Source organism: Chondrinema litorale, from assembly GCF_026250525.1.
Classification (GTDB): domain Bacteria; phylum Bacteroidota; class Bacteroidia; order Cytophagales; family Flammeovirgaceae; genus Chondrinema; species Chondrinema litorale.
Genome location: NZ_CP111064.1, coordinates 59,985 through 73,500, shown reverse-complemented (window position 1 = coordinate 73,500; position 13,516 = coordinate 59,985). Strand labels below are relative to the sequence as shown.

Here is a 13,516-nt window from a genome sequence, read left to right as displayed (position 1 = left end):
TTGGCCCTGAAATGTCTCAATTAATTTTTATGAAAAAGCCCTGTATATATAGTTTATTTGTTTTGCGATCATTCTTCTCCATCACAGATACTTTTTTAGCTTAGACTAACCTCATCATATCCGCTCTTTATGATTGTAGAGATCATTTTAAATCGCACGTTGGCTTTGATGCTATTAGGAGAATGAGCTGGAATAATGATGGAATGTCCGGTTTCTAATATATTGGATATTCCATCAATTACTACTTCTGCTTTTCCGTCAATTACCTGAATAAATGTATCGAAGGGTGATGTTTTTTCTGTTAAAGTTTCTCCAGAATCAAAGGACACAGCACTAACATTGCCAGTTGTTTTTTTTATGATTGTTTTTATCAGCACGGAATTAGGTATATATTCTATGATTTCAACAATGATTAGGATCTTTCCTTTTTCCAGTTCAGAATGGTTCATAAGTGATTATCATTAAATGAAAGTAGTTTTTGGCGATTTAATTTATGAGACAAAAAGGACTAATGAGGTTTATAGTACTTACTATCAATTTTTAAAATTTATACCCAAGTGTTAATTGCCCCCAGTAATTTTTGTAACGGGGAGTTGACGATGAGCTATCACCATTGTTTTTTTGCAAATCCCAGCCAACACGGGTACCAATTACTACTTGGTTCAAGTTAATATCAGCTCCTATAATAAAACACAAAGTATTTTTTCGAATATTGTCATTTTCAAATGCTTCCTCCTGGTCAATAGTGGTTGAGGCATTGGTGAACCGATTCTTTTGTTTTATAAGGTAAGAATACTGTGGGCCGACTAACAAGCTCAAAAACTCTACAGGTTTTAACATAAGCAATATGGGAACATCAATGTAGGTTGTTGTACGTTTAAGCTCATAAGTTTCATTGAAAACTTTTCCTGTAGCTTTAAATCCTTTCTGAGATAACAAAATTTCAGGTTGAATCGCTAAATTTCTATAAATGGGAATAGTTGCAAAAAAACCTGTTGCCAGACCAAATTTAGGATTACTTTTGAATTCTTCGCCTTCAGTGCTATAAACATTAGAGTAATTCGTGCCTATTTTCAGACCAAATCCGATAGAATTGTCTATATAATCATTATAATGGTATCTTTTATTATCTTGTGCATTGGTATTGCTGGTAATGGATATACATACTACCAGCATCATTATATTTATTGTTTTCATCAAATTGTTTGATTAAAATGGAACCTAATTTTATTTACCTTGTAAAGGTCAGCATGTATTATGCATAAACCATTACATACAAACTGAAGGGTATTGCAAAGATCACAGGTTTTAAAATACGCCTAGTTTATTAGGTTCAAATTTTCTGTATTTATATTTATACCATAACCTTATACTTATGTATAAGAGAAAATGATGACTATAGATTTACAGCTTTCTATTAGAAATAAAAAAGGAGAAAGGGCTACGATTGAACTAAACAAGCTTGAATTTGTAGTATGCAGATATCATCCAAATAATTCTGTTTACCTTAACGATGCCTGGCTGATAGGCTGGTATCCAGCAAGCATATTTAATATACTTGGAAAATTCATTTCATTTGCAAAATATGATGTAAATTACTTTAACATCCCATTAGTTTTCTTTTGAACTGGAGTTATACCAGCCATTTCGCCTACCACATTAACCAGATCGGCTCCAGTAGGCACAATTATTTTTGTATTTACTTTAAGGGCAGTTTCCATAGCTTCCAACTTTCTTAAAATCTGAGCATTTCCTATAAAATATTGCTCAGCCGCTTGGTTTACGAGTTTTATGGCTTCTGCCTCACCTTCAGCTTCTTTTATCTTAGCTCTTTTAATCCCATCAGCAACTGTTTCTGCAGCAGTAGCTGAATCTATTGCTGCTATTTTCTCATTTTCAGCTTTTACCACTTTGTTCATAGTTTCCTGTACATCTGCAGGAGGATCAATTTGCTTTAATTCGGTACGAATTATTTCGATTCCCCAATCCTTAGTCTCTTTGTGGAGTGTTTCATGGAGTTCCATATTAATTCTACCCCTTTCACTATTGGCAGATTTTAAGGTAAGAGTACCAATAATATTACGCAATGTAGTTCGGGCAAGATTGACAATTTGCCAGCTGTAATTGTTTACATCATAAGTAGATCCCTTCACACTGTTTTCATCAGATTTAACTCTAAAATATACCTGTGCATCTACACTTGCATTCAGGTTGTCATTAGTGATAATCTCTTGAGGTTCGGCATCAACCATTTGCTCTGTAATATTTACCCGAAACATCCTATCCACCATCGGAATTATCCAATGGAAGCCAGGTTGGGCTAATTTCCTGTATTTTCCAAGTCGTTCAATAAGCCCTTTATGAGTTGGCCTAACAATTCTTACACCAAGTAAAAAGATTACAAGTATAGAAATAATAATATAGATATAGTCCATTTTTATGAGTCTTTAATATTTGAGAAGTTAGTATTGTTTAAAATGTAAAAAGAACGGGTTTATATATCCCGTTCTCATAGCTGAAATCCTGTATGTCCGTGCCAGCATCTATTAAATACTGCATGCTTCATACTAGAATTAGTAACTATCTCTTCAAGTTTTTTTGATGTTCTCAAGAATCTGGTTCTCGCTTTTATTGACTTGATAATTTTCTATCGAAAAAAGATCTGGTAAGTGTAATAATTACGGCTAGTGCCACTAATAAATAAACAAAACTTAATGAATTAAAACTTAAGAAAATAGAACTACCTAATAAAATGGTGAATATCGTAAGAACAGAAAATAAATTTTTCAAATCAATAATTGTCATTTTCTAGTATCTGTATGTGATTTGAAATTCTCTGGCCATTGTTCTTTTTTGGTAAAATCTGACAAATCATTTGTTTTTTCAGATTCACGGATTACTTTTTTAATATTCTTATCAAGTTTGGTAGAAAAACCATTTAATAATTTATTAAAGTTTTCCAGTTGTACTTCAGCAAACTGATTGCTCTTCACATATATTTTTTTCCTGAAAATAACTCCTTTTTTTGATGTGAGGATTACTCCCATAATAGTTCCAGTTGTAATTCCAGTAAGTACACTCATAAATATATTTTTTGCGCTCATGGTATTTAAACTTTAATTAGTAAATAATTTACGTCTTTCAGAAAGAGATATCCTCTTTTTTATTGATGAAATAAAAAGGTATCTTAATCTATTTTATTTTGTAAAGCATGCAAACGAACAATCTCTTGTTGATTTTCATCAGCAATCAGTAGGTGACCTTGTGCGGCAATTATACTTTGTGCGGCTTTGATATGATGACCATCTTCATGAAGATTTGCTGCTTCAAGATGGTATTTTGCAGCTTTATCTAAATGGTTAGCTACCTTTCTATGGTTTTCAATTACTGTTTTATCAACATCATATGATTTCTTATCTTTATGTATTTTATCAGAAGTAGTCATAGCTCAGGTTTTCTAAAGTAAGAAATGTTATTAAACAAAGATGGCTTTATTCAACTTAAGATGCGTTACAATCTAAATAGCATGAGTTATATAAATCTCACCTATTTCAACAAATATTACATTTGAATAAATAAAATTTAAAAACATTGCATCCATGTTTACAGCAATCTTGACAGGTAAAACTTATTATTCAATTCTTGATGGAATAATATATCTATATCAATAACATATATTGATAAATTTAAACACTACCTTCCCAAGTACGAATCTTAGAAAGTAGTGAAAATATGAGAGTTTCAGTAGAGAGAAAAAATATTAAATTCCTTCCAGATTCTAGCCGAGTTGTTGCCAGATTTTTTATGAATGGTGACAAAAGAACAATAGCTGTGATAAGCAGGGTATTAGCCATGAATGAAAAACAGGTAAGTCAAACCCTGGAACAGACACTAAGAGAGTTTGCAAGCCGACATCGTAATATTTCACGCATTTTTTTTAAAAACTGTGCCAATGTTCGATGGATTATCGAAGAAACAATGGGGGTCAACTATAGTGAGTTATCAGATAATCGAAAAATGTTGATTGGGTCTTATAATACTATGGAGTATTCTATAGAATCTGCAGCCTTCTTTAACCCATCTATAATAGAAGATTTTGACCAATCTTATTTGGAAGAAGGAGAGAAGAGAGTAATTATCTCGTTTAGGGCAACAGGCGAAGGACACATTTCATCAATTGTTTTCAGGAGAGCTATATTGGACAAAAATAACAACCTTCAAATGATGAAGGTGGGCGATCAAATTGATATGGCAGAAATAACCCATAAAAAACTATATGATAAGAAACGATTCGTAAAAAAACTGGCTGAGATGCACATTCCTGAAATTTATTCCACCACGATTATGGCAGAGCTTCCTGAAAAATTTGAGTACTATGCATTAACCCATGCAGTAGGCAAAGTACTCAATGAGGACTCCATCACTGCTGAACGAAGGATGGCGCTTAATGAAATGACTTGGTTAGTCGATTCTTTTTACGATTTACAGTTTCAGCATGATTCAGACCTTACCGAACGTGTTATCTTTCCTATATCCGCCTCAGAAAGTAAAGGTATAGAGGATGCACGCTTTGTGAGATTTACAGAAGATGATAATACCGAAAAAATATATGCTACTTATACAGCTTATAATGGCCACACTATTTTACCTAAACTTTTGTCTACAGAAGATTTTTATACCTTCCGGGTGATGCCTCTACATGGAAGTGGCGCACAAAACAAAAATTTGGCCTTATTTCCCCAAAAGATCAAGGGGAAATATGCTATGCTTGCCAGAATTGATGGTGTTAATAATTACCTAATGTATTCCGATAGGAATACATTATGGAATAATCCTATGATTATACAAGAACCTCGTTTTCCATGGGAGTTCACACAAATTGGGAACTGCGGTTCACCATTGTGGACCGAAGAAGGCTGGCTGGTTCTTTCTCATGGTGTTGGTCCGATGAGGCGCTATTGTATTGGAGCCTCACTTTTTGATTTGGAAGACCCCTCTAAAGAAATAGGTAGACTTGAAGAACCTTTACTCACTCCGTTAGAAAATGAAAGGGAAGGTTACGTACCTAATGTGGTTTATTCTTGTGGCGCTATTATCCATAATAATAATCTTATTTTGCCTTATGCTGTATCAGATTATTCTTCTACTTATGTTGTTGTAGATATGGTAACATTGTTTGATGCACTAAAAAGATGATACCTTTTACTGTTTAATCAAATTAATCTATTGCTTTGCAATTACCATTTTATATGCATTGATGTAGGCATCAATCATAGCATCAATGCTAAAATTCTGATTGGCATGAGCCCAACACATGTAAGGATCAATTTCATTTAATTGTTTCACAGCTAAAACAGCTTCTTTAACATCATTCACTAGATATCCTGTAATGCTTTCAACAATAAGCTCTGGCATACTTCCTCTGGCAAATGCTATTACAGGAGTACCACACATCATAGCTTCAAGAATACTCAGACCAAAAGGCTCATCAAAATAGATTGGGTGGAGTAATGCCTTAGCACTACCCAATAGTTCATCTCGTAAACTAGGACCTATATTACCAAGATACTCAACTGTTTCTCCATTAATCAATGGTTTAATTTTTTTTATAAAGTAATCTTCATCCTGAATCAAACCAGCAATCTTTATTCGATAACCTGTCTTCTTTGCTATTTCAATGGCTGTATGGGTTCCCTTTTCTGGATGTATACGTCCAAAATAGAGCAAGTAGTTTTCTTTTTTTTCCTTAAACGTGAATTTTTCAGGATCAATCCCATGGTAAATAGTTGCTAAATAATCTAGCGCTAGATTCCGATCTGAATTTGAAATAGAAACATAGGCTGTTGATGAATTATATTTTTTATAAACAGGGATTATTTTTGGCGATGAAAATCCATGGATTGTAGTAATCATGGGTGTTTTTATCAAGCTAGAATAGGTGAGAGGAAGGAAATCGAAGTGATTATGGATAATATCAAACTGGTCAGCCTGTTCCATCAAATTACTAATGTGTAGTGATTCCTCTACTTTAGGATCGCAATGAAGATTTGTTTCATAAGGTAGCTTACAAACCGATTTCAGTTTTGCTTTTGTAATAGCATTTTCAGTGGCAAATAGTGTTACATCTACGCCTCTTTTCACCAAGTTCTCTGTAATGTTAGACGCGACTTGTTCCCAGGGACCATATTTTTCTGGAGGAGTTCTCCAAGCAATTGGCGATAAAATGGCAACTTTCATGCTTATTTCAAATCATTTAAGGTCACTTCTTTATCTTCTAAATTTTTTATTTCATCAGATTTATAAAACTCTTCATAAGCTTGTAATACAGTTAAATGGGAAATTAAATAGGCAAGTGAGCTTTCTGCTCCTTGGTTCCTGTTTACGCCATAATCTTCAAAACCATCACAACAACCCTTGGTTTCAAAATCGTACAAACTCATTCGTAAATCATTTTCTCCCAAAAACCACATAAATGAGGTGAATAATTTATTTAGATACTCTTTGTTATTTGTGAACAGATAAGCCTGATGATACATTAATACCATAGCCAATGCGTCGATTGGTTGTTGAGCAAACATTGATCTTTCCCCATCTTTTATATACCATTCTTTATTGCCAATAATTGATAAATAATCATCTTTTAATGTATGTTCAGTAAGAAAATTCATTGTTTCAATGGCAATGAGTGTCAGTTTACTGTCATTTAAAATTTGTGCAGAATGAAGCAATGCTAGGGGTAATATACCATTATCGTAAGCCAACAAAGATTCAAACCATTTCCAGTCGGGGGAATAATTCTGTTCATAATGCTTAACCAGTTTTCCTGCTAGATTCCGTAACCGTTCGGTCATTTCATCATCCGATGGATTAGCTTTCAAGTAATAACTAATGCCGATCATAGTATTGGCAATACTTCGAATAGATTGAAGCTTTTCAAAATTAGGAGCAGCATCAAAAAAAACTAATTTACCGGTTTGGTAATAAGCATCATTGGGAGCATTGCCTAGTAAATATCCCAGTGCCCAAATGGTTCGTCCAAAAGAGTCTTCGGAACCTACTTCATCGAGAAAGTTCCGGTTAAAGCTTAAAAAATTCTTAAATGATCCATCTTTATTTTGCATGTAATGAATATAGCTAAGATAGATGGGCATTAGTTCCAGAGCTGTAGTATTTTTCTGTTGTTTGTAAGCCATTAAAACCATGAGTAATGCTCTGGCATTGTCATCTAAACAATAGCCTTCTTTTAGGTTAGGTATTCCAAATTTTGCATGTTGAATAATACCTGTATCATCAGTTAACCTTTTGATATGAGCAAGTGAAAAGGGGGGTAGTAGCAAAGGATCTACAATAGTCTCTTTTTTGAGAATCGTAGGAGGCTTTTTATTTAAAATATTTTTTATAAGTGTTGCATATTTATCACCGATTTTAAGCCAACTAATCTTTTTGCCATATTGATTGGCTTTTTTCTGATAATCATTTAAAATATTAGGCTGATCAAGTAGGTCAATCAAAATTTCAGATAATTGTTCAAAATTTTTAAATTCAAATAATACTCCTTTCCCTTCTTCCAGCATTTCTTTGGCATGCCAGTAAGGTGTAGAAATAATAGCACAACCTGCACCCATAGCATAAGAAAGCGTACCGCTAGTAATTTGAGCTTCATTTATATATGGAGTAATGTAAATATCACAGGCAGAAAGATATTTAAACAATTCTTTTTGGTCAATATATTCGTTAAGAAACATCACATGATTATTCAGATTGAGGCTCTTTACCAGCAATTGAAGATAACTTCGGTATTCTTCACCAGAATGTCGTAAAACATTAGGGTGTGTTTTTCCTAATACAATGTACAATATTTCAGGATGTTCTTTAATGGCTTCTGGTAAGGCTTTAATTACAGTTTCAATTCCTTTATTACGGCCAATAAACCCAAAAGTAAGCAATACTTTTTTATGTTCAAATTTGAATTCCTTTTTGGTTTTTATAGGGTTGAAATGGATATCGGGTACTCCGTGTTCTATAATAGCTATTTTTTCGTTTGGAACATGATAAACATTCACCAGAAATTCAATAGCCTTATTACTCATGACCACTATTTTGCTGGCCATTTTACATATTTCTTTCAGTATTGCTTTTTCGTTATAAGAAGGTGATTCAAGGATAGTATGCAAGGTGACAATCAAGGGGATTTTCAATCGATGCAGCAAAGGAAGAATATAAACACCATTTTGTCCTCCATAAATTCCAAACTCATGCTCCATAATACAAAGATCGGCTCCACTCAGATTTATAAAATTAGCAGCTTCCAAATAATCAGTTTGTTGTTCTTGTTGAATGATTAATTTAACTTCTTTAGGAAATATATAAGAATGTTCATAATCGTTGAGTGCTACTACAAATCCTTCACTTATATTTATTGACCTATTAATAGAGTGAACCAGATTTTGAGTAAATGTACCTATTCCACATTCACGAGGTGGATAAGTGCCTATATAAGCTAGTTTCATTTTATAGAAGATTATTTAAGAATTGGATATGCAAAAAGGGTTAGTAAAGGACTGTATATTTTTTAAAATAAAAAACATTTTTCCCTCTTTAAGTCTAAATTTAACTTATAGTAATAAGTGGGCATAATGATTCATAGGCTTTTAAAGTAAAAAATAACACTACACATTGTTATGTATGCTACTCACAGGTGTTTATTTAGATAAATTAGAGTTATTCTACTTTCAGCATCAGAACAAGTAAATTCTTTAATCTTTATCTTTTTTTTCTTTGCGTTTAGCAGCTCTTTTTTCTTTAAGGTTTTTTAAAGCTGGAGTTTTATCTGATTTTGCCTTGCCGTCTTTTTCTTTTGACATTATCTTGAATTTTAATAAAAATCTATATGTGCTACTTGGAATAAATAACATTTTAAAGTTATCTGTATCTTTAATAAATTTCTTTACATCCTAATAAAATACTATTACATATATCATAGATCTTCTAAATTATTTCTGCGTTTTTTTTTTAGCTTTTTGAAGAATGAAGGAGTTAAGCCTGTTAATTTTTTAAACTGATTTGATAAATGTGCCGCACTACTATAATGGAGTTTAAACGAAATTTCTGTAAGAGTAAGTTCATCATAAAGAAGTAACTCCTTCACTTTTTCTATTTTGTGCAAAATAATGAATTGCTGGATGGTTATACCCTTTACTTCAGAAAAGATATTCGCCAGATAGGTGTAATCATAATTTAATTTTCCACTGATGTAATCGGAGTAATTCACTTTGGGTAATTCATCTGTATAGTGAATCATTTCTACGATTACATTTTTTATTTCCTCAATCAGGATACTCTTTTTATCATCTAATAATTCCAAGCCTGACTTGAGTAAATTTTTTTTAAGTTCTTCATGCTGTGTTTGCGTTATATCTTCTAATATTTCAACTACCCCCAAATCTACGATTACATAATGCAAACCTAACCTTTTCAGTTCTGTTTTGACCATCATTTTACATCGCATGCTAACCATATATTTTATGTATAATATCATACTTCTCAAACAACTTATATGGTAATAACCTCCCCAAACAATTAAATAAAGCGTATATAATCTGTACCAAATCAAAAAATTTGCTGGTAAATCTGTGATATATGTAAGACCAAGGGATTAGCATATAATAGACTTGTTCTGGTGTAAGTAATTGATAATCAATATTATTATTTTTGGGATAAAAAAGAGCAATGGCTATATCCTACAAAGAAATAAGAACAGAAAGACAATGGAAAGCGAGTACGGGGCTTAGTGAAGAACAGTTTAATAAGCTAGTGACTCTCTTCGAGGAAGCATATGTTGAACTCTTTGACGAGACCATTGATGAAAGACAAAGTGGTTTTCCTTCTGAAAGTGTGTTTAGAACTTATGAAGATCTTCTTTTTTTGGGCTCTACAGCATAAAAAGTGGACTGACTTATGATCTATTATCTTTAAGTTTTGGACTAGCACCATCTAATGTTTATCAGGCACAATCTCTTTGTTTGCAAGTGCTTCAGACTGGTTTAGAATTAGGAGGTTATATGCCAAAACGAGAGTATACTACAGAAGAAGAGTTTAAAAAACATTGGCCACCATGGCAATGGCAAGAAGAGGGAGAAATTATAGTCGACGCTACAGAACAATGGAGACAACGTCCTGGTAATCAGGAAAAACAGAAAGATGCCTATAGCGGCCAATGTGGCCCAGCAAAAGAAAACGACACACCATAAAATACATGCTAATGAGTACCAAAGAGAAAAAGATAAAATACCTCAGTTATGCTTACCATGGCAGGTCTCATGACTTGAGTATATTGCGTAATGAATTTGATGCAAAAAGAGGACTTTGGTTCGATCAACTTGAAGTGCATGTTGATCTTGGCTATTTGGGTTTGGATAAAGATTATGGATTCAAGAAGTTGAGTATCCCATCTAAGAAAAAACGAAACAAAACTTTAACGGAGCAAGAGCAAATTGCCAATAGAGAAAAAAGTCAATTCCGTGTCACAGTTGAGAATTCAATTGTAGGATTGAAACGGTATAGATTCTTATCTGATAGATTGCGATGTAGAAAAATGTCTTTTTACAATAAGGTCATTGGATTATGTGCAGGACTATGGAACTTTGTGCTAACTTATTGATTTTCACACCAGAACAAGTCTATTTTTAATATACGCCCATACATGTTCATCCGGATTTACTTCTGGACTATGCAGGTTGTTTCACTAATTTAAGTCTTCCTTTTGGTAACTTTTCTAATAACAGATGTACTGCTTTGCAATCATGAACACTTGCTTGATCCCAAATTAAAGTAATGGGATTTGGTTCATCTGCTAATAGTTGTTCTAAGAACCAGACAATATCTTCCCCTCTGTAAGGCTGTTTACTGGTGGTATAAGTAAAATCTCCCTCACTACTGATGGCTGAACAAACAAAGATATGCCCAAAAGATTTTGAGCATATCTCAACAGGAAAGGGATTGGCTTGAGGTAAAAAACATTTTTGCAATTTTGGTGTAACGAAAAAAGATGCTTCATCTCCATAATAAACCTTTCTGCCTTCTTTTTTAGCTGTTTTCAGCAAATTAGGCAAAGTTCAGGATTTTTTCTGGGTGCTTTCTTTGGAGGCTTGCGGTAGCTAAAACCCCATTGATGTAACAGTGTACCAATATGTTGCAGGCTATACTCAACATCAAAAAGTTGTTTTATCTGACAAAAAACTCTTTTTCTTGTTCAGCCTTGGGTAGGAAAACCAGCTTTAGTAGGCCCCTCTGACTAAATGAGCTTGGAGTTCTTGCTGATGAGCTAGGGTAAGTTTTGGGCTAGCTCCTGGGTACTTTTTCTTTTTGATACCAGAAATACCAGTTTGCTCATAAGCGGAAAGAATTTGACTGACTAATTCTTGACTACAGTCAAGTACTTCTGCAATACTTTGTTGTTTGAGTCCTCTCTTCGATAGACGAACTACTAACTTTCTCCTATATTCTCTAATGTCGGTATCTTTTGTTATTCTATCCATAGTTATAAAATAATAAAAAATACCGACTTTATTAATTCTCTATATTCTAGGCTATTGCAACAAAGTCGAAGAAAATATAAAATGAATTCTGTCTTATGAGAAAGTTATTAAAGCTGATTAACCTTAATTTTTACCTTTAGACAGAATTCTATAAATACTTCAAAAGCGATTTTTTATATATTAATGGTTTTGAAAATATAGAGTATAGTTTATTTATTTTATTCCAACTTTTATGACATCTTCAGATATAGGTTGAATAATGATATCAATCCTTCTATTTTGTTTCCTTCCTAACATAGTTTCGTTGTTGGCTACTGGTTTGCTTTCACCAAAACCTATAGTGCTAAACCTTGATTCATCAATTTTTCCATTTGCTATTAAGTAACTCAAAACAGCATTTGCTCTTTCTTGAGATAACACTAGGTTAGATTCATCACTACCTCGAGAGTCTGTATGGCCTTCAACAATGATAGAAGAGTTTTCAAAGAGATTAGCGGCTTGTTCTACTTTTGAAAGCAAAGCATAACTTTTCTGATTGATTTGTGATTTGCCTGCATCAAAATTGACGCCTATCATCCGAATGATGATGTCGTTTTTTTGGCGGAAAACATCGGCTTCTTCTGCACCAAAAATTATTTGAATTTCATCGAATTTATTATTTATGACAGCAGTTTGATCTATTCTTTTTTGTAACATTTGTTGCCTTTCAAGAGCCTGTAAGGCTTCTTTAGACTGCTGTCCTTTAAGGCTTTCCTGAATTTTACGCTGCTCAGTCAATATTTCTTTCAAGTTTTCATTTTCTTGTTTTTTAACATACAATGCTGTTTCTAAATTCAAAATTTGAACCCTGTCATCGTTTAATCTGGTCAAAATTTGAGCCACTGGTGGTTCAATTCCTTGATCAAACTTCAAATAAATGTCCATGTTTTCACCTATTCTTGTGATTGGTTTATACATCATGAGTAGATAATCCTCAGTATTAAAGTTCTTTTCGCTCAACATCTTATCTTGTACTGCAATTTGCATGGCAAGTAAGGCATGATACTCGGCCTCTTTTGCCAGGTGTCTTGCTTCATCCGTATCATAGCGGTTTTCAGCTAGCTCTTTTTCTGCCTTAGTAATAAAAAGCTTGGCTGCATTATAGGTTTTAGGTGCCACTTTGTTAACTTTATTATAGTCAGCCTGTTCAATCAGTTTTTTTGCACTGGTCAGATAATTGGCTTTAATGGACTCTAGTTCAGCTTTTCTATATAACTCCATAGCTTTATTACCCTTTTCTTTCGCATCATTTGCATCACCTTTTTCTAGTTCTTTGGTAGCATTTTTCATTCCTTCTTCAGCTTCAAACCAGATATTTTTACTAAATTGAATTGCTTCTGCATTGATTGCATCTTTTCTTGCTGATAAAACATTAGTAAACATCACAGCACGAATCTTGGTGTTATCAATAGCTTCATTAAATTTATTAAGCGCTTTATTGATGTTCTTTTTTATTTCAGACAGTTCGCCATTATTACGGTATTCTTCTGCAGCATTATTGTACGCTTCCATTGCTTCTTCAAAAGCTTTCGGAGATAGCACATCTGCCTGTTGTTCTTTGGCAGTAAACATAGTTTTATTCACGTTATTGAACAAAGCCATCTGTAATTTCTGACCATACACATTACTTGTGATGACAAGAATGGCTAAAATTAATCTAATTGATTTAATTACTTTTTTTCTCATAACGATTTTGATTGATTTTAAATTTTTAAACCAAGGCCAGCTCTTTTAGCATCAAGAATCGAATGATACCTAAAAAATTACCCTTTCAGGTCTTTGTTTTGTTTGGTACTACCCATCTTTATACTGATTATTTTACTTTGACAGTCTGGCACACCTTTGATTTTAGGTGGTTGCTTTGTGAAAATTTCTCTTCTTGACAAAAGTCTATATATCTGAGTCTGGAAGCATTATACTTTAATTATAAAGGCTTGTAT

The 13,516-nt window shown here is 33.2% G+C and carries 15 protein-coding genes and 1 pseudogene; 4 read left to right on the top strand and 12 right to left on the bottom strand.

The window, feature by feature from the left end; genetic code table 11:
* Positions 1 to 95: 95 nt before the first annotated feature.
* The 5 genes from OQ292_RS39395 to OQ292_RS39375 all read right to left on the bottom strand — a co-directional run bounded on the left by OQ292_RS39395 (position 96) and on the right by OQ292_RS39375 (position 3,445).
* Positions 96 to 449, bottom strand: a complete 354-nt coding sequence (locus OQ292_RS39395; protein WP_284689666.1) for a cupin domain-containing protein — start codon at positions 447 to 449, stop codon at positions 96 to 98.
* Between the two features lie 91 nt (positions 450 to 540).
* A complete protein-coding gene (locus OQ292_RS39390; RefSeq protein ID WP_284689665.1) occupies positions 541 to 1,197 on the bottom strand; it encodes a porin family protein in 657 nt (218 codons plus the stop codon).
* A gap of 398 nt (positions 1,198 to 1,595) precedes the next feature.
* Positions 1,596 to 2,435, bottom strand: a complete 840-nt coding sequence (locus OQ292_RS39385; protein WP_284689664.1) for an SPFH domain-containing protein — start codon at positions 2,433 to 2,435, stop codon at positions 1,596 to 1,598.
* 366 nt (positions 2,436 to 2,801) lie between these two features.
* Complete coding sequence (locus OQ292_RS39380) at positions 2,802 to 3,104, bottom strand: hypothetical protein (RefSeq protein ID WP_284689663.1); 303 nt, start codon at positions 3,102 to 3,104, stop codon at positions 2,802 to 2,804.
* Positions 3,105 to 3,187: 83 nt separating this feature from the next.
* Positions 3,188 to 3,445: a hypothetical protein gene (locus OQ292_RS39375; RefSeq protein ID WP_284689662.1), complete on the bottom strand. Its 258-nt coding sequence runs from the start codon at positions 3,443 to 3,445 to the stop codon at positions 3,188 to 3,190.
* A 287-nt stretch (positions 3,446 to 3,732) separates the two neighbouring features.
* Here OQ292_RS39375 and OQ292_RS39370 point away from each other — a divergent pair, with 287 nt between their 5' ends.
* Positions 3,733 to 5,196, top strand: a complete 1,464-nt coding sequence (locus OQ292_RS39370; protein ID WP_284689661.1) for a glycoside hydrolase family 130 protein — start codon at positions 3,733 to 3,735, stop codon at positions 5,194 to 5,196.
* Between the two features lie 27 nt (positions 5,197 to 5,223).
* Here the strand turns inward: OQ292_RS39370 and OQ292_RS39365 are convergent, their stop codons facing one another.
* The 3 genes from OQ292_RS39365 to OQ292_RS39355 form a co-directional block, all read right to left on the bottom strand.
* Positions 5,224 to 6,237 (bottom strand): glycosyltransferase family 4 protein, encoded by a 1,014-nt coding sequence (locus tag OQ292_RS39365; protein ID WP_284689660.1) that lies wholly within the window; start codon positions 6,235 to 6,237, stop codon positions 5,224 to 5,226.
* 2 nt (positions 6,238 to 6,239) lie between these two features.
* Positions 6,240 to 8,510 carry a glycosyltransferase family 4 protein gene (locus OQ292_RS39360; RefSeq protein ID WP_284689659.1) on the bottom strand — a complete coding sequence of 757 codons (2,271 nt, stop codon included), beginning with the start codon at positions 8,508 to 8,510 and terminating at the stop codon, positions 6,240 to 6,242.
* Positions 8,511 to 8,977: 467 nt separating this feature from the next.
* The gene (locus OQ292_RS39355; RefSeq protein ID WP_284689658.1) at positions 8,978 to 9,538 is read right to left on the bottom strand and encodes a helix-turn-helix domain-containing protein; all 561 of its coding nucleotides are present in this window, start codon (positions 9,536 to 9,538) and stop codon (positions 8,978 to 8,980) included.
* Between the two features lie 191 nt (positions 9,539 to 9,729).
* Here OQ292_RS39355 and OQ292_RS39350 point away from each other — a divergent pair, with 191 nt between their 5' ends.
* The 3 genes from OQ292_RS39350 (at position 9,730) to OQ292_RS39340 (ending at position 10,660) form a co-directional block, all read left to right on the top strand.
* Complete coding sequence (locus OQ292_RS39350) at positions 9,730 to 9,942, top strand: hypothetical protein (protein WP_284689657.1); 213 nt, start codon at positions 9,730 to 9,732, stop codon at positions 9,940 to 9,942.
* 80 nt (positions 9,943 to 10,022) lie between these two features.
* Positions 10,023 to 10,250 carry a hypothetical protein gene (locus OQ292_RS39345; protein WP_284689656.1) on the top strand — a complete coding sequence of 76 codons (228 nt, stop codon included), beginning with the start codon at positions 10,023 to 10,025 and terminating at the stop codon, positions 10,248 to 10,250.
* Between the two features lie 11 nt (positions 10,251 to 10,261).
* Positions 10,262 to 10,660 (top strand): transposase family protein, encoded by a 399-nt coding sequence (locus tag OQ292_RS39340; protein WP_284689655.1) that lies wholly within the window; start codon positions 10,262 to 10,264, stop codon positions 10,658 to 10,660.
* Positions 10,661 to 10,727: 67 nt separating this feature from the next.
* Here the strand turns inward: OQ292_RS39340 and OQ292_RS39335 are convergent, their stop codons facing one another.
* The 4 genes and pseudogenes from OQ292_RS39335 to OQ292_RS39325 all read right to left on the bottom strand — a co-directional run bounded on the left by OQ292_RS39335 (position 10,728) and on the right by OQ292_RS39325 (position 13,262).
* Entirely contained in the window at positions 10,728 to 11,111 is a 384-nt protein-coding gene (locus OQ292_RS39335; protein WP_284689654.1) for a transposase, read from the bottom strand.
* Positions 11,096 to 11,239 (bottom strand): annotated as a pseudogene (locus OQ292_RS41280) (helix-turn-helix domain-containing protein); the annotation flags it as partial. The gene OQ292_RS39335 and the pseudogene OQ292_RS41280, both read right to left, overlap by 16 nt.
* Before the next feature lie 37 nt (positions 11,240 to 11,276).
* Positions 11,277 to 11,537, bottom strand: a complete 261-nt coding sequence (locus tag OQ292_RS39330; RefSeq protein ID WP_284689653.1) for a helix-turn-helix domain-containing protein — start codon at positions 11,535 to 11,537, stop codon at positions 11,277 to 11,279.
* Positions 11,538 to 11,750: 213 nt separating this feature from the next.
* On the bottom strand, positions 11,751 to 13,262 hold the full coding sequence (locus OQ292_RS39325; protein WP_284689652.1) for an OmpA family protein: 1,512 nt from the start codon (positions 13,260 to 13,262) through the stop codon (positions 11,751 to 11,753).
* Between the last annotated feature and the right edge of the window lie 254 nt (positions 13,263 to 13,516).